Raw genomic sequence first — 16,658 nt, 5'->3', positions numbered from 1 at the left:
TTTTATTTATAGTTTAAGAGAAAGTTTTCTAAGATTATTTTTTCAGTAAGTATTTATTAAAACTTTTACCGTTTATTTTAGTGTACTTTGAGTCAATATCAAAGGCTACTTCCATACCTGTTATATCAAACTCGCCTGATACTTTGGTGTATTTTATGTTTAAGTCTTCTTCAAACTTTACATTTCTAAATGATACCCCGTCTTTAAAATCAGAGTATTTAAAAATAGCACTTTCGTTAAATACTGAGTTTTCAAAACTTACAAAACGCTTAAAGTTTGCATACTTAAAAGTAGAAGGTTCTTCAAATAAGGTGTTCTTAAAAGAAATGTCTCTATTAAACTTAGCATATTTAAAAGTTGAGTATCCTTTAAACTTAGAGCCAGAAAAGTCTGTGTTTTTCTCAAAGTCAGAATATTTAAACATAGCTTTTTGTTCAAAGGTACAATCCTTAAAAATTACGAAGTCTTCAAAATTAGCAACAAAAGTATATCCGCTTTTTTCATCAGGAATATAGGCTAACACATCATCTTCAAAAACACAGTTTATAAATGAAACTTTATTGGTAATTTGTTTTTCAATAGTGTTAGATCCACCATTGTTCCACCAACTTTTTCTGGTAGGAAGTTTAGGAAGTGCTGCTTCCATAAAAGTAAAATCTAGTGTCCCTTTAATTGAAGCATTTGAAATGGTTATAGCTTTACCGTTTTTAACATCTTTTATAATATCAGATGCATTTATGGTTTTTTGAGCAAAAGTAGTTGAGAAACAAAATAGCAGTACGATAAGAGTGGCTATATTTTTCATTGTATAATTGTTTTAAGTTCTATTTTAAAGACAATGGCTGTATGTTTTTTGTGACACTAAAGATAAAAAAAACAGCATTTAGTTGCCTAAATGCTGTTGTGATATGTCTTGAGGGAGGATGTTAGTTTACAGAATCACTTAAACCAGCACCTGCTTTAAATTTAACTACGTTTTTAGCAGCAATTTTGATTTCTTTTCCAGTTTGAGGGTTTCTACCAGTTCTAGCAGCTCTCTTAGAAACAGACCAAGTTCCCCATCCAACTAAAGCAACTTTATCACCTTTCTTTAAAGTATTAGTTACGTTAGCAGTTAAAGAATCTAATGCAGCTTTAGCAGCAGCTTTTGAAATTCCTGCATCAGCAGCCATCGCATCGATTAAATCTGATTTGTTCATAATTTTAATAGATTTTAAAAATTAATTAATATTTTTTTTTTTGCTTCAATAGCTCAACAAATATAGACGGAATGCGGGATTGTGCAAGATTTGGCCTAAAAAAAATACTCTTTTGTTAATAAGTTACTTCTAATTGTTAATAACCCTGACTGTTTTTTTGTTAAAAACGCTAAAACCTTATAAACAAAGGGCTACAGCATTTTAGCTCCTTTTTCAAATTGGTAACCATTTAATAAACTCTGAGCATCCATTAATTTTTTGCCTGAAATTTTAAGTTGATGAATATTTAAGTAACCATCTGTAACCGCTACTTTTAACTCTTTTTTTGAGGTGATAATAGTTCCGTTTTCTAAAGAGTGTGAAGTGTTTTCTTTTGAAATCCCATAAATTTTAGCTGAAACTTCCTCTTCGCCGTTTATAATGGTTGTCCAAGCAGCAGGGTATGGGTTTAATCCACGAATATGATTGTAAATATTATGTAGTGATTTAGACCAATCAATTTTGCAGTTGTCTGGAAATAGCTTAGGAGCCGATTTTTCTTCCAGTTCTGGTTGTTTTGTAGTTGCTACGTCTCCTTTTGAGATTAAATCAACTGTCTCAGCAACTAAGTTGGCTCCTAAATACATTAGTTTGTCATGTAATTCACCTACAACTTCATTTTCTTTAATATCAACTTCACTTTGTAAGATGATTTCACCGGTATCAATTTTATCATCAATAAAGAACGTAGTAACGCCTGTTTTGGTTTCGCCATTAATAATTGCCCAGTTAATAGGTGCTGCTCCACGATATTCTGGTAATAAAGAAGCGTGTAAATTAAACGTACCATATTCTGGCATTGCCCAAACCGATTTTGGTAACATTCTAAAAGCAACTACTATTTGTAAGTTGGCGTCCCATTTTTTTAATTCTTCTTGAAACTCTTCACTTTTTAAGTTTGTTGGTTGAAGAATAGGTAAGTTTTGAGATAACGCATATTTTTTTACTGCAGATTGATTTAGTTTACGACCTCTTCCTGCAGGTTTGTCTGCCGCGGTAATAACTCCCACAACATTATAATTATTCTCTACTAAGTGTTGTAAAATAGTAGCAGCAAAATCTGGGGTTCCCATAAAAACAATGCGTAAATCTCTCATTTATATCAAATAATATTTATTGTTATTCGTGTGTATTTTTTCTTCAGCAAGTAGCTCACGCAAAAGTATTAAAATGTTCGCTTCTTTTTCATTTAGAAGCGAGCAGATTTCAATAACTGTATAGCTTTTTCCATCTTTAAATAGCGATAATACATCTTGCTGATTTACATTAGTTCTTGTTTTCTTCTGTAAACAAACATCACAAATTCCACAGTTTTGAGTATTCTGTTCATTAAAGTAGGAGAGGAGTTGTATACTCCTGCAAACTGTATCGTTTTGAATAAACTGAAGTAAATCGTTGTTTTTTTGTTCTTTTTGTTTAATGTATTGCTGAATGTTTACCGAAATTCGGTTAATGGTTTTGTCATCTTCTCTGGGTTGTAAAAAGAAAAGCTCAGCATTGTTGGTTGATTTTGCATATGTAATCAGTTCTTCTTGGGCTAATTTTTCTAACATAGTAATGACACTCCAAGAAGTAGAACCTAGTTTTTTAGCAATATAGAATTCATCAATTTTTACAGGGTTTTCAAAAATACCACCATACATACGTAACATTTGTTGAATAAAACTTTTAATCTGGGTGTTTTGATTTGTATGTGATATAACTTGTTTACTTGTTGCTAAAAACTGAACGGTAGACTTTTGTTGAAAATTATGATTGAGTTCTATAATTCCATTATTAACGAGTATTTGAAGCGCATTAAAAGTTTTATTGGGTATGAAACCGTATTTGCTACAAAAATCCAAAAAGTTGAAGTCAAAAGCAGATTCGATTAATTCTCCCTTGGCAATTTGAAAATGTTGATATAATTTTTGATGAATAATCTTTATTTCATCAATAGTAGGTAATGATTTTTTTAGGAGTTCGCTGCTTAGCGTAATATCGCTATTGTTAGTTAAAACTATAGAAAAAGATTTATTACCATCACGTCCACCACGACCAGCCTCTTGTATATAATTCTCGATTGAAGAAGGTAAATTGATGTGTACAACGACTCTAACATTGGGTTTGTCAATTCCCATCCCAAAAGCATTTGTAGCAACGATTATGGGAGTTTTTTCTGTCATCCAATTATCAAAAGCAAGTTTTTTTTCTATAGGAGATAGTCCACCATGATAAAAAGAGCTTTTAAAACCTTGTGCATTTAGGTAACTACTAATCTCTTTTGTTTTGCTACGTGTATTTACATATACAATTGCAGGAGCTTTTGTTTTGGTGAAAATTTGATTCAGCTTACCAAGTTTGTCTTCTGTCTTATAAATTTGATAGGCTAAATTTTCTCTAAAAAAAGATTTTTTGAATACAGTTGGGCTTTCCAACTCAAGTGAACTAGTAATATCTGAAATTACTTTTTGTGTAGCAGTAGCGGTTAACGCAATTATAGGAGCTGAAGGTTGTAATTCTTTTAAAATTGTAATATTCTGATACGACGGACGAAAATCATGTCCCCATTCAGAAATACAATGTGCCTCATCAATAGCAATCAAATTAACATCTAATTGCTTAATTTTCTCTTGAATAAAACGAGATTGTAATCGTTCGGGCGAAAGGTATAAAAACTTAGTTTTTCCAAATCGGATGTTGTCAAAAAGTGTAATGATTTCATCCTGGGTACTTCCAGAAGGAATTAAAGTAGCTTTAATACCTTTTTCAGTAAGATTTGCAACTTGATCTTGCATCAAAGCAATTAAAGGAGAAATGACAATACAAATACCTTCTTTTGCTAAAGCAGGTACTTGAAAACAAATAGATTTACCACCACCAGTAGGAAGTAGCGCAACTACGTTGTTACCTGCTAAAACTTCTGTAATTATTTTTTGTTGAGGTTCTCTAAATGAGTTGAACCTCCAGTAGTGTTTTAGTATTTGAAGCGCTGTATCATACATCGTGTTTTAACGTATGTAAAATAAAATCGCAACGCTCATGTACCGTCCCAAAAGGAACATCAATTATATTATAGCCTATTTCTTCGTAAGCTTCTTTTAAAAAAGTATCAATTTTTACTGATTGTTCAAACGTTTCATAACGCTCGTTGTCAGATTTATAAATATCTTCCCAAGGGGCACACATAAATACTTTGGTGTATAAGTATTTATTGCTTTTTTCTATAAAAATATCAGGAAAGTCAGAACCCAAATAATTCATATAGGCATGTACATCAGGAATTCCTCTATCAAAAAAGATAATTTCAGCATCACTTTGGTGTGCATCTATATATTGTTGTTCTCGTCCTTCTAATAAAAGTTGACTAAATAGTAAGGGTTGCTCTAAAAAAAGTTGATCTATTCCATCTTTTTGAGCTTTTAGGGTAACCTCTCTTGAAATCTCTGGCATACATTTATATCCACGCTTAATAAATTCTCTTAAAATAGAGGATTTACCCGTACCAGGACCACCTATTAAAACTATTTTTTGTTGCATGGGGCAAAAATAAAAGTTTCAAGTTATAAATATAATAAATAGTGTAATTTTGTGCTTCATTATCATGAATTCTATATTTTTTGATGATTTTTAATAAAAACAGTAATTATTGAGTTATGCAAGATAGAGAGGCTTTTTACGCAAAATTAAAATCACAGTTAGAAGATACTACAACTTTTCCAGCTAAATACTTATACAAGTTTATTGTTCCTACGGATGGAAATCAAGTACAAGAAGTACAAGATTTATTTAATGAAGGTGGAGCGGTTATTGATACCAAAAAATCTAAAACAGGTAAGTATGTAAGTGTTTCAATACACTTAACGGTTAAAAGTTCAGACGAAGTTATTTCTTATTACAAAAAAGCAGAGGCTATAAAAGGAATTATTTCTTTGTAAATTTATAGCATGAAAAATCTACTTTTCATACTAGCTGTTTCATGTACGATTCTTTCAACTTTTTCACAAAGAGATCAGGAATTGTTTCGTATTAATGATATTCCTGTATTAGTTTCGGAGTTTAAGCAAGTGTATGAAAAGAATTTAACTTTAGTAGAAGACGGAAAAGATAATAGTCTTGATGATTATTTAGAGCTTTTTATTAATTATAAATTGAAAGTAAAAGAAGCTTATAATTTACGCTTAGATACTGTAAAAAGTTATCAAGAAGAGTTGGAAATGTATAAGAGTCAACTCATCATTCCATATTTATACGATAAAGAGACGCTTAATGAATTGGTAAAGGAAGCCTATGAACGTACCAAAACAGAAATTAAGGCGAGCCATATTTTAGTGAAATATCCGAGTAATGGAATAGCTGTTGACACCTCGTTTTTAAAAAGTAAAATTGACAGATACAGAAGTAGAATAAAACAAGGAGAAGATTTTGCTAAAGTTGCAAGAGAAGTGTCTGAGGATCCGTCTGCTAAAATTAATGGAGGAAATTTAGGGTACTTTTCTGCTTTTCAAATGATATATCCTTTTGAAAATGTAGCTTACAAAACAAGAATTGGAGAAATTTCAGAGCCTTTTCAAACCAAATTCGGACTCCACATCATAAAAGTAACAGGAAGCAGATTATCTAAAGGAGAATTTGAGGTAGCCCATATTTTAGTAACGAATTCAGCAAAAGGTAAGTCTAAAATAGAAGAGATCTATCAGCTTTTAGAATCAGGAGCTTCTTTTGAAAAGTTAGCAAAAGAATATTCAGATGATCTAGGCTCTGCAAATAATGGAGGAAAATTACCAAGGTTTGGAACTGGAGAAATGGTAGAGAAATTTGAGAATGAGGTATTAAAACTTGAAAAAATAGGAGATTATAGTAAACCTTTTAGAACAAAATACGGTTGGCATATAGTTAAGCTATTAAAGAATTACCCTATAGCTTCTTTTGAAGAAATGAAAGAAGAGCTAACAACAAAAATAAAAAACTCAAGTAGGGTAAAAGCTTTAAGTATTGGAAGCATAGAAAAGATAAAAAAGAACTACAAAGTAAAAGAATATCCTCAAGCACTTAATATTCTTAAAGAAGCTATAAAAGTAGAAAAGAATGGAAAGCTAGATAAGAGAGTACTTTCTATCAACGGAAAAGAATGGTTGCAAAAAGATTTAGTTATGTTTGCTGCCTCTAAAAACCAGCAAGTAGACCAAAAGCTGTTTAAAGAGTTTGTAAATAACAAAGTGATAAACTATTTCAAAGAAGACTTAGCGAATAAGAATTCTGAATATAAAAACATTCTGCAAGAATATAAAGAAGGATTGCTATTGTTTGATTTAATGGAAGCTAAAATTTGGAACAAGGCTTCAACTGATGAGGTAGGATTGAATCAGTTTTACTCAACTCATAAAAACAAATATGGCAAAGAACTTGATGAAATTAGAGGGCAGGTGATGAGCGATTATCAAGATGAATTAGAAAAAGAGTGGATTAAAGATTTAAGAGAAAAGAATACTATCAAAGTAAAAGAAAAGGTTTTAAGAAAATTAAAGAAAACGTATAACCAATAGTATAAAGTGAAGAAATATATTTTTCTAATAGTGTTAATAAGTATAGTTTCATGTGATCTTGTTAGTTTAAAGAAAGAAAAAACAAGAGAAGATAAACCTATAGCCACAGTTTATAACAAACATTTATATAAGAATGATATTAAAGGGTTATTACCTAAAAATCTTTCTAAAAAAGATAGTTTAGTGCTTGTTAAAGGGATTATCAATTCATGGGCTAAACAAGAATTGTTGTACATAAAAGCTGAAGAAAATATATCAGAAGTAAATAGCGAGCAGATTGAAGGCTTAGTAAACGATTACAAAAAAAGTTTATATATAAACGGCTACAAAGAACGATTAATAAAGCAGCAATTAGACACTGTTGTAGGTGAAGAAGAAATAGCTTCATACTATGAAGAGAACAAAGAAAACTTTAAAACAAATGAAGAGTTACTGCAATTTGAGTATATAAACTTTGGTAAAAAATTTTTAGATAAAAAGGAAACCATAGCACAGTTTAAATCAGAAAAAGAAGAAGATAAAGTAGATTTAGAAAGACACTTGTTGAACTTTAAATCATATCGTTTACAAGATTCAACTTGGGTAACTTTTGATTATTTAAAGAAAAAAATACCTCCTTTTCGTAACGAATCAAAGGAAAACTTGTTAAAAATATCAAAATTCATACAAAAAGAAGATACTTTAGGAGTATATTTGGTCGCTGTAAAAAATATATTGCCTAAAAATGCAACTGCTCCTTTAAGCTATGTTAGCCCTAGAATTAAGCAAATTATTTTACATAAAAGAAAATTAGAATTAATACGAGATATTGAAAAAACACTAATAAATGATGCAATCCAAAACAAAAACTTTAAAGAATACTAGTATAGCTTTTGCCTTGTTTTTAGCAGGTTTAACAACGTTAAACGCACAAGAAAAAATAGACGGAGTAGCCGTTGTGGTAGGTAAAAACATTGTTTTAGATTCTGATATTGATAAATTTAAGCAAGAAGTAGAGTTACGAAGTGAAGGAAAAGTAAAGATTTCTGACTGTGAAATGCTTGAAGAGTTAATGCAACAAAAATTATTAGCACACCATGCTGTAATTGATAGTGTAGTAGTGTCTCAATCTGAAATAGATGGAAGAGTAGACCGAAGTATTGCTTTTTTCACGCAAGAATACGGAAGTGAAGAAAAAGTAGTTGAAGCATATGGTTTTAACGATATCCAAGATTTAAAGAAAGAATTAGCTAGAGTTCAAAAAGAAAACTTACTAATAGAAAAAGAGCAACAAAAGATAACAGAGGATATTGATGTTACTCCAGAAGAAATCAGAGTATATTTTAAAGGTTTAGAAGAGAAAGGAGAACTTCCTGAAATTCCTGCAGAAGTAGTATTAAATCAATTAATCTTAAAAGCTGAACCAACTCAAGAAGAAGTAGATCGTGTTATAAACAAGCTTAAAGAAATTAAAAAGGAGATTGAAGAGGGAGCAAGTTTTAAATTAAAAGCGATTATTAACTCAGAAGATCCAGCAGTAGCTCAAAACGGAGGAAAATATGTGATAACTAAAGATAGTCCGTTTATCAAAGAGTTTAAAGAAACTGCTTTTTCGTTAGATGTAAATCAAATTTCAGAGCCTATTAAATCAGCATTCGGATACCATATTCTTCAATTAAATAAAGTAAAAGGTAATCAAAGAGAAGTATCTCATATTTTAATGCAACCTCAAATTTCTGATGAAAAATTAAAAGAAACTAAAGAGGAAATTGAAAAAATAGTAGCTGAGATAAAAGAAGGTAAAATTACATTTGAGGAAGCTGTAGCAAAATATTCAGAAGATGAAGAAACTAAAAATAGTGGAGGTTTAATTGTAAACCCATACACACAAGAACCTTCTTTTGAATTAACAAGAATGCCTCCAGAATTATATCCAAGAATTAGTGAGTTAAACAAAGGAGATTTATCAGATATTTATTATGATGAAACGCGTGAAGGAGAGAAAATGTACGGGGTAATCTTAATGAAAGATAAAACAGATAACCATACGGCTGATTTAGTTCAAGATTATGTAAGAATGCAACAGTTTGCTTTAGCTAAAAAGAAAGAAGAAGAAATAGCTAAATGGACAAAGCAAAAAATACAAGAAACGTATTTAAAGTTAGGAAACGATTATAAAGATTGTACTTTCAAGAAAGATTGGAAGAAAGAAAATAAATAAGAAGTAATAAATTTAGTATATTGTCATTCCCGCGAAAGCGGGAATTTCATTTTATAAAAGTTTGTAATTAATTTTATTGAATAAAGAAAAACTTTCATTTATGTCTGACGTAACAGCAGTAAACACACTGGTAGAAAAATACAGCCAACTACAGCATGAAATAGGAAAAGTTATAATAGGACAGCAAGAAGCTGTAAATTATACGTTGCTTTCGATTTTTTGTGGAGGTCACTCGTTATTAATAGGTGTTCCTGGATTAGCAAAAACCTTGTTGGTAAATACAATTTCAAACGCATTAGGATTAAATTTTAGTAGAATTCAGTTTACGCCAGATTTAATGCCTTCTGATATTTTAGGAAGTGAAATACTAGATGAAACACGTCATTTTAAATTTATAAAAGGGCCTATTTTCTCAAATATCATTCTAGCGGATGAAATTAACCGTACACCACCAAAAACACAGGCAGCTTTACTAGAAGCCATGCAAGAGAAGTCGGTAACTGTGGCGGGACATCACTATAAATTAGATTTGCCATTTTTTGTGTTAGCGACACAAAACCCGATAGAACAAGAAGGAACATACCCGTTACCAGAAGCACAGTTAGACCGTTTTATGTTTTCAATCAACTTAGAATACCCAAGTTTTGAAGAAGAGGTGCAAGTGGTAAAAAATACGACGTCAATAGCTGAACAAACAGTAAATGCTATTTTTTCTTCAGAAGAAATTATTGAAGTCCAAAAATTGATTCGTAAAATTCCTGTAGCTGATAATGTAGTAGAGTATGCTGTTAAATTGGTAGGTAAAACACGCCCTAATTCTGATAAAGCAACAGAATTAATCAAAAAGTATATTGATTGGGGAGCTGGTTCAAGAGCTTCACAAAATTTAATTTTAGCAGCGAAAGCACATGCTGCGGTTAACGGAAAGTATTCTCCAGATATTGAAGATGTGCAAGCAGTAGCAATTCCTATTTTATCACACAGAATAGTAAAGAATTATAAAGCAGAGGCTGAAGGAATTACTATCAAAGAAATTATAAATTCTCTATTTTAAAATGAAAAAGTTTTTAAGTATCGTTTTTTTAGTGGTATTATTTACTTCATGTAAGCAAGAAGTAGCCAAAACCGTTTCAGAAGAAACTGAAAAGCAAGAGATTTTATCGGTGATGAAAGCTCAGGAAGAAGCTTGGTCCAAACACGATTTAGAAGGCTTTATGCAAGGATACTGGAAAAGTGATTCATTAAAATTCTATGGAAGAAACGGAGTTACTTTTGGTTGGCAAAAAACTTTAGATAACTATAAAAAATGGTATCCAACAAAAGAACATTCGGGAACGTTAACTTTTAAGATTAATGATATTTCTAAAATTACTGAAGGAGCCTATTCAGTTATGGGGAAGTATCACTTAAAAAGACCTGTAGGAGATGCTGACGGTGTTTTTATGATTATCTTTAAGAAGATACAAGGCGAATGGAAAATCATCGCGGATACTTCGTGTTAATTTAAAGTAATGTATTATTAGGTCATTTCGAACGAATGTGAGAAATATCACATAAATAACCATAAAAAAAAGGGGAGTTCTCAATTGAAAACTCCCCTTTTTTTATGGTTATAAGCTAAAGTTTACGAAAACATTTTCGCTACTTTCTCTGCTTTTCTACTTTCAGAATAGTCATAAAAACCTTCACCAGATTTTACACCTAATTTACCTGCCATTACCATGTTTACTAATAACGGACATGGAGCATACTTAGGGTTTTTAAATCCGTCGTACATTACGTTTAAGATAGATAAACAAACATCTAACCCAATAAAATCGGCTAATTGTAATGGTCCCATTGGGTGCGCCATTCCTAATTTCATTACGGTATCAATTTCAGCAACACCAGCAACACCATTGTATAAAGTTTCAATACTTTCGTTAATCATTGGCATTAAAATACGGTTGGCAACAAAACCAGGATAATCATTTACTTCAACAGGAACTTTATTGATTTTCTTAGTTAAATCAACCGTAAAATTCATTACTTCATCAGAAGTATTGTATCCTCTAATAATTTCAACCAGTTTCATAATTGGCACAGGATTCATAAAGTGCATTCCAATTACTTTTTCAGGGCGATTTGTAGCCGCAGCAATCTGAGTAATTGAAATTGATGAGGTGTTAGTTGCTAAAATGGTTTCTTCGTCGCAAACTTCATCTAAATCTTTAAAGATTTTTAATTTTAAATCTACATTTTCAGTAGCTGCCTCAACAACTAAACTAGTGTTTTGTACACCATCTTTAATAGAAGTGAAGGTAGTAATATTGTTTAAGGTATTATTTTTATCGTCTTCAGTAATTTTTTCTTTCGCTACCATTCTGTCTAAGTTTTTAGTAATGGTTGCTATACCTCTATCTAAGGCAGCTTGCGAAATGTCGATAAGTTGAACATTGTATCCAAATTGAGCAAACGTATGCGCAATTCCGTTCCCCATTGTTCCTGCTCCAATTACGGCGATATTTTTCATGTTTGTTGTGTTTTATGGTATTTATTATGGGCGTTCCCCTCTGGGGCGGGCTTTCCGCTACAATCTTTTTTGTTATTCTTCGATTCATACCGAAAAACAAAAAAGGATTTTCACTGCAATCCCTAACGCGGTTGTTTCTTGTTACTTTATGTTAAAAACAGTCTATAATTTGATGTGCTACTCGTAAAGCTTCAGTACCTTGACGTAAGGAAACGATAGGTGTAGTGTCGTTATGAATTGCATCAGCAAATGATTCTAACTCATCTAAAATGGCATTGTTAGCAATTACTTCAGGATTATCGTAATAAATTTGCTTTTTAACTCCTTCAGCATTTTGTAAAATCATAGCAAACTCATCAGGTTTTTCTGGTACATCTTTCATTCTAACAACTTCCGACTTTTTCTCTAAGAAATCTACCGAGATATAAGCATCTCTTTGGAAAAAACGGCTCTTACGCATGTTTTTCATCGAAATTCTACTTGCTGTTAAATTCGCAACACATCCGTTTTCAAACTCAATACGAGCATTGGCAATATCAGGAGTTTCAGAAATTACTGATACACCACTAGCATGAATACTTTTTACTTTTGAGTTTACTACCGATAAAATAATATCAATGTCATGAATCATTAAATCTAACACAACAGGTACATCCGTTCCTCGTGGGTTAAACTCTGCCAAACGATGTGTTTCAATAAACATTGGCGTGTCTATCATATCTTTTACAGCAGTAAAAGCAGGGTTAAAACGCTCTACATGTCCTACTTGTCCACGAACATGGTGTTGACTTGCAAGGGTTCTAATAGCTTCTGCTTCTAGTACGGTATTGGTAATTGGTTTTTCAATAAAAATATGTCTTCCTTTTTCAATGGCTTGTTTAGCACAATCAAAGTGAGAAAGTGTAGGGGTAACAATGTCTACCACTTCTACAGCATCTATTAATTCTTCTACAGAATTGAATAGTTTATAACCAAATTCATCGGCTACTTTTTGTGCATTTTCAGTAAAAGGATCATAAAACCCTACTAACTCGTATTTTTCTGATTGTTGTAACAAACGCAAATGGATTTTTCCTAAATGACCTGCGCCTAAAACTCCAGCTTTTAACATTCTTATCTGTTTAGTTATTGAAAAGTATTGTTGTTTGTAGGAAGAAAGCTTTCTTTATTCGAATGATTGATAAATGTTTACCTAAATAAACAGCCTTACCGTTTTAAACAACGCTAACAAAGATACACTTTTATACATATTTATTACTACTTTTAGCCTCTCGAAATTTTATGATTAGCCAAACTCTTACATGAAAGTTGGCTATAGTTACAATAAAATAAATATCCTATATTTATATAGAATACTGTTTGTATTAGGAGGGAATATAAATGAAAGACACAACCAAACACCAAGGACTTAGAAATCAATTAGCAAACGTTTTAACTGCAAAAGGAATTACTGATACTAAAGTATTAGAAGCAGTTCGTAAAATACCAAGACATTTGTTTATGGATAGTAGTTTTGAAGCACATGCGTACCAAGACAAAGCTTTTCCTATTGCTGCAGAACAAACGATTTCTCAACCTTATACGGTAGCTTTTCAGTCGGAAGTTTTAGAGATACAACCTGGTGAAAAAGTATTGGAAATAGGTACAGGATCTGGATATCAAACAGCAGTTTTATTAGAGTTGGGAGCAGAAGTGTATTCAATTGAGCGTCAGCACGAATTGTTTAAGAAAACTTCTATGTTTTTACCAAAATTAGGGTACAGGCCAAAGCGTTTTATTTTTGGAGACGGTTATAAAGGGCTACCAGAAGAAGCTCCTTTTGATAAAATTATTGTAACTGCTGGGGCTCCGTACGTTCCTAAACCGTTATTGGCGCAAATTAAAGTAGGGGGTAGCTTATTAATTCCAGTTGGAGACAAAGAACAAGTAATGACCTTGTTTATAAGAAAATCACCCAAAGAATTTGAAAAGCATGAGCTAGGCGATTTTAGGTTTGTACCAATGCTGAAAGAGAAGAATTAAACAAAAAAATCCGCCTAAAAAAGCGGATTTATTGAATTTGAATAAAGAAACATCAACTTATTCAGCAATCGCTACTTCAGTTGCATCGGCAACCACTACCTCTTGTTGTTGATGTTGTTTTTGTTGAGTTTGATCAGTTTTGGCTAAACCACAAGGACTAGTACTTCCGCAAGAAGAAAAACCTAATAAACTAACAGTACAAATTGCAATAAATACTACTTTTTTCATGTGTTTGTTTTTATCGTTTTTAATAGTTGTACCTCAATTAAACTAGGTACTTTATGTAAGCTTTACTATTGAAAATAGTCAATTTATTGAATGTATAATGACTATTTTAAACAGGGTAGCTTGATTGTTTTTTGTTTTCTGAAAATCAAATATACATATTTCTGATTAAGTCACCAGAATTTTCCTTCTTTTCAATAACGTTAAACTCTACCATTTTATTTTGTATAGTAGAAATTAAATCTTCATTAATAGGTTTTCCATCGTTCCATTCAGTAATAGATAACCATTCTTGGATATCTTCTAACTGTTGTTCATATCTGTTAGCAAGAACTTCATCGATGTTGTCAAAATCTTTAAAGTCTTTTGTACAACTATTAATAATGTCGTGTACTTTTTTTACTTCTTCGAAGTGATTTTCTAAAATTTCATCACGAACAGCAATCACAAAACAAGGCCAAGGTGTAGGGCAGTCGCCAACACGTCTAAAAGTACCGTTATCTACTAAAGGCTTTGTAGTAAAATGCTCCCACATAAAATAATCAGCGTCACCATTTGTTAAAGCGTCAATTCCTCCTTGTAAATCACCAACTACTTTAAATTTTAGTTTACTAACATCCCAACCATTATTATGTGCATTTACAATAGCCATAAGTTGAGAACCAGAGCCAAATCGACTAATAGCTACAGTTGCGTGTTCTAAATCGTCAATTGTTTTAAATTTAGAGTTCGCAGCTACGTGAATTCCCCAAACAAGTGGACTTTTTACAAAGGTTTGTGTAATTTTTGAAGGATTACCATTAATAATATCTTTAATAATTCCTTCAGTAAGCACCAAAGCAATGTCAACCTCACCAGAGCGTAAAGCTTTTGCCATAGCTCCCGTGCCTCCAGGATAATCTTTCCAGCGTAAGTTGATTCCTTCTTTGGTGTATTCTTTATTTTTCAACGTAATGTACCATGGATAATTAAAGTGTTCTGGTACACCACCTATTTTTAAATTCAGCATTTATTCAACTAATTTATCTAGGGTATATATAATCAAATCATTCACTACTTTATACGGATCTTCACTAAACGTTCCATTAGCTCTATTAGCAATAATAGCATTCATCGAGGCTGCATTGTGACCTAATAATTTGGCTAATCCGTAAATGGCAGAAGTTTCCATTTCTAGATTGGTGATTCGGTTGTTATTATAGTTAAAACTATCAATTTTGTGGTTTAACTCAGCGTCTTGTAAAGGCAAACGTAACACGCGACCTTGAGGACCGTAAAAACCACCAGCGGTAGCTGTAATTCCTTTATAAACTTTATCAGATAATAACTTGTCTTCTAAAGGTTTTCCGTTAGAAACAATTAAAGGATATGATTTTTTCTCACTCCATCCCGTATGTTTTATAAAAGCTTCTTCAAGTTCAGGGTGTGAAATTTCATCTACTTGATAAGATTGAAGTAGTCCGTTTAAATCTAACCCATGAGAACTTAATAAAAAACTATCAACAGGAATATCACTCTGTAAAGAACCAGAAGTTCCAATTCTTGTAATGTTTAACTGGGTATGGTTTTCTTTTACTTTACGTGTATTTAAATCGATGTTTACAAGAGCGTCTAACTCGTTTAAAACAATATCAATATTATCAGGTCCTATACCTGTAGAAATAACAGAAATTCGTTTTCCTTTATAGGTACCGGTCGTAGTTTTAAATTCTCTTTTTTGGGTACTGAATTCTATAGTGTCAAAATGTTTCGTAACCTTATCCACACGATATTGATCACCAACGAAAATGATATCGGTAGCAATATGTTCAGGTCTTAAATTCAAATGATAGATACTACCATCTGGATTTAAGATGAGCTCAGAATGTTGTATACTCATTTATGATGTAATTTTTAACAGCTTATCAGTAGAGTTTACATAGAGATAGCTGTACTTTTTTGCGCCACCAAGATACGAAAAATCAGAACGAATTTTAGCATAATAATTGGTTTGGTTTTGCAATACCTTTTTTCCTGTCTTGCTTAATTTAACAGGGTCAAAAGAAGTAAATAGTTTTTTTAATTCATCTAGCTTATGAAAATATTGACTGTCGCCAAATCCATAATTTTCTTGATGCGTTAACATATAGCCAACTAATTCGTTTTGATTTGCAAAATTATGTTCGTTAGCTATTTTTAATATGTTGTTTTCTAAGTGATTTAATCCGTTTTCAATTGAAGGAAAACGAAGTAAGTGCGCTTTAATGGCACTTTCTAAGTAAACAAAAGGTGATTTTGGATTGAATTTATGAGCATTTTCAAGAGGAAGTGGACTGTCAGAACAATATAGTTGCCATATATAATCAGCATATTCAATATCGTCGTTCGTTAGCTCTATTCTGTTTTCAAAATGCTGATGTAATTGTGTTTCAGATAATTCTCCTAAGCCGAATAATTTTTCTTCTCCCTGAATTTTACCGCTTGTAACTAGAGATATTTTGTGGCCAGAACGATAACGTTTTAACCAACTAATTACAGCAACCATGTTTATTTGACAAAACAAATCATATTCAAACCATAAAACAATTTCATCTTGTTGTTTTTGATTACAAAGATTTCTGTATTCTTTTAAAGTGTAATCGATGAATTTCTTTTTAGTAATTTTATAGGAATCTTTTAAAAAGTCGAAGCGGATTTTCCAAAAGTTTTCACTTCCAACATCGACAGAAGTTTTTCCTTCACATAACATTTCACGCCAAGTAATAATATCGCCTTCAATAGTTAATTTTTGAAGTCTTTGAGTGGTGTGGTCTCCATTAGTTATGTGTAATAAAGAATGTTTCATAATTTTTGGGGAATTAATTGATTTCTTTATTGTATAAAATAAACGCATTATTTTATACGTTATTATTTATTGGTTGATTTTTAACATTTTACAAAAAGTTGTAAATATAAAA

The 16,658-nt window shown here is 31.6% G+C and carries 18 protein-coding genes; 7 read left to right on the top strand and 11 right to left on the bottom strand.

The genetic code is table 11. The features are described from left to right. Positions 1–34: 34 nt before the first annotated feature. The 5 genes from AC3VI6_RS00580 to AC3VI6_RS00560 form a co-directional block, all read right to left on the bottom strand. Positions 35–805 (bottom strand): pentapeptide repeat-containing protein, encoded by a 771-nt coding sequence (locus AC3VI6_RS00580; protein ID WP_497704780.1) that lies wholly within the window; start codon positions 803–805, stop codon positions 35–37. Between the two features lie 121 nt (positions 806–926). Continuing rightward, a complete protein-coding gene (locus AC3VI6_RS00575) occupies positions 927–1,199 on the bottom strand; it encodes an HU family DNA-binding protein (RefSeq protein ID WP_028892582.1) in 273 nt (90 codons plus the stop codon). 191 nt (positions 1,200–1,390) lie between these two features. Next, the gene (gene fmt, locus AC3VI6_RS00570; protein ID WP_497704779.1) at positions 1,391–2,335 is read right to left on the bottom strand and encodes a methionyl-tRNA formyltransferase; all 945 of its coding nucleotides are present in this window, start codon (positions 2,333–2,335) and stop codon (positions 1,391–1,393) included. Next, entirely contained in the window at positions 2,336–4,222 is a 1,887-nt protein-coding gene (locus AC3VI6_RS00565) for a RecQ family ATP-dependent DNA helicase (protein WP_497704778.1), read from the bottom strand. Continuing rightward, positions 4,215–4,757 carry an AAA family ATPase gene (locus tag AC3VI6_RS00560; protein ID WP_274634888.1) on the bottom strand — a complete coding sequence of 181 codons (543 nt, stop codon included), beginning with the start codon at positions 4,755–4,757 and terminating at the stop codon, positions 4,215–4,217. The genes AC3VI6_RS00565 and AC3VI6_RS00560 overlap by 8 nt, the downstream gene beginning before the upstream one ends. 116 nt (positions 4,758–4,873) lie before the next feature. On the opposite strand from AC3VI6_RS00560, the gene AC3VI6_RS00555 reads away from it, so the two are divergent. From AC3VI6_RS00555 to AC3VI6_RS00530, 6 genes are all read left to right on the top strand, one after another. Then, entirely contained in the window at positions 4,874–5,155 is a 282-nt protein-coding gene (locus tag AC3VI6_RS00555) for a DUF493 family protein (RefSeq protein ID WP_133534358.1), read from the top strand. A 9-nt stretch (positions 5,156–5,164) separates the two neighbouring features. Continuing rightward, complete coding sequence (locus AC3VI6_RS00550) at positions 5,165–6,763, top strand: peptidylprolyl isomerase (RefSeq protein WP_497704777.1); 1,599 nt, start codon at positions 5,165–5,167, stop codon at positions 6,761–6,763. 6 nt (positions 6,764–6,769) lie between these two features. Beyond that, the gene (locus tag AC3VI6_RS00545; RefSeq protein ID WP_435255099.1) at positions 6,770–7,627 is read left to right on the top strand and encodes a hypothetical protein; all 858 of its coding nucleotides are present in this window, start codon (positions 6,770–6,772) and stop codon (positions 7,625–7,627) included. Beyond that, a complete protein-coding gene (locus tag AC3VI6_RS00540; protein WP_497704776.1) occupies positions 7,590–8,963 on the top strand; it encodes a peptidylprolyl isomerase in 1,374 nt (457 codons plus the stop codon). Before AC3VI6_RS00545 ends, AC3VI6_RS00540 begins: the two co-directional genes overlap by 38 nt. A 100-nt stretch (positions 8,964–9,063) precedes the next feature. Beyond that, positions 9,064–10,017 carry an AAA family ATPase gene (locus tag AC3VI6_RS00535; RefSeq protein ID WP_497704775.1) on the top strand — a complete coding sequence of 318 codons (954 nt, stop codon included), beginning with the start codon at positions 9,064–9,066 and terminating at the stop codon, positions 10,015–10,017. Between the two features lies 1 nt (position 10,018). Next, positions 10,019–10,465, top strand: a complete 447-nt coding sequence (locus tag AC3VI6_RS00530; protein ID WP_497704774.1) for a YybH family protein — start codon at positions 10,019–10,021, stop codon at positions 10,463–10,465. Positions 10,466–10,587: 122 nt separating this feature from the next. Here AC3VI6_RS00530 and AC3VI6_RS00525 read toward each other — a convergent pair whose 3' ends face one another. After that, complete coding sequence (locus AC3VI6_RS00525; RefSeq protein WP_274634331.1) at positions 10,588–11,475, bottom strand: 3-hydroxybutyryl-CoA dehydrogenase; 888 nt, start codon at positions 11,473–11,475, stop codon at positions 10,588–10,590. A 151-nt stretch (positions 11,476–11,626) separates the two neighbouring features. Continuing rightward, positions 11,627–12,586, bottom strand: a complete 960-nt coding sequence (locus AC3VI6_RS00520) for a Gfo/Idh/MocA family protein (RefSeq protein WP_497704773.1) — start codon at positions 12,584–12,586, stop codon at positions 11,627–11,629. 269 nt (positions 12,587–12,855) lie between these two features. On the opposite strand from AC3VI6_RS00520, the gene AC3VI6_RS00515 reads away from it, so the two are divergent. Continuing rightward, positions 12,856–13,497 (top strand): protein-L-isoaspartate(D-aspartate) O-methyltransferase, encoded by a 642-nt coding sequence (locus AC3VI6_RS00515; protein ID WP_497704772.1) that lies wholly within the window; start codon positions 12,856–12,858, stop codon positions 13,495–13,497. Positions 13,498–13,554: 57 nt separating this feature from the next. Here the strand turns inward: AC3VI6_RS00515 and AC3VI6_RS00510 are convergent, their stop codons facing one another. The 4 genes from AC3VI6_RS00510 to AC3VI6_RS00495 form a co-directional block, all read right to left on the bottom strand. After that, positions 13,555–13,725 (bottom strand): hypothetical protein, encoded by a 171-nt coding sequence (locus tag AC3VI6_RS00510; RefSeq protein WP_299002999.1) that lies wholly within the window; start codon positions 13,723–13,725, stop codon positions 13,555–13,557. 145 nt (positions 13,726–13,870) lie between these two features. Continuing rightward, positions 13,871–14,731 (bottom strand): substrate-binding domain-containing protein, encoded by an 861-nt coding sequence (locus AC3VI6_RS00505; protein ID WP_497704771.1) that lies wholly within the window; start codon positions 14,729–14,731, stop codon positions 13,871–13,873. Continuing rightward, on the bottom strand, positions 14,732–15,601 hold the full coding sequence (locus tag AC3VI6_RS00500) for a nucleoside phosphorylase (protein WP_497704770.1): 870 nt from the start codon (positions 15,599–15,601) through the stop codon (positions 14,732–14,734). Next, the gene (locus AC3VI6_RS00495; protein ID WP_497704769.1) at positions 15,602–16,546 is read right to left on the bottom strand and encodes a DUF1835 domain-containing protein; all 945 of its coding nucleotides are present in this window, start codon (positions 16,544–16,546) and stop codon (positions 15,602–15,604) included. Between the last annotated feature and the right edge of the window lie 112 nt (positions 16,547–16,658).

The organism is Tenacibaculum sp. TB-56 (assembly GCF_059716275.2).
This window is presented reverse-complemented; position numbering and strand designations above follow the sequence as displayed.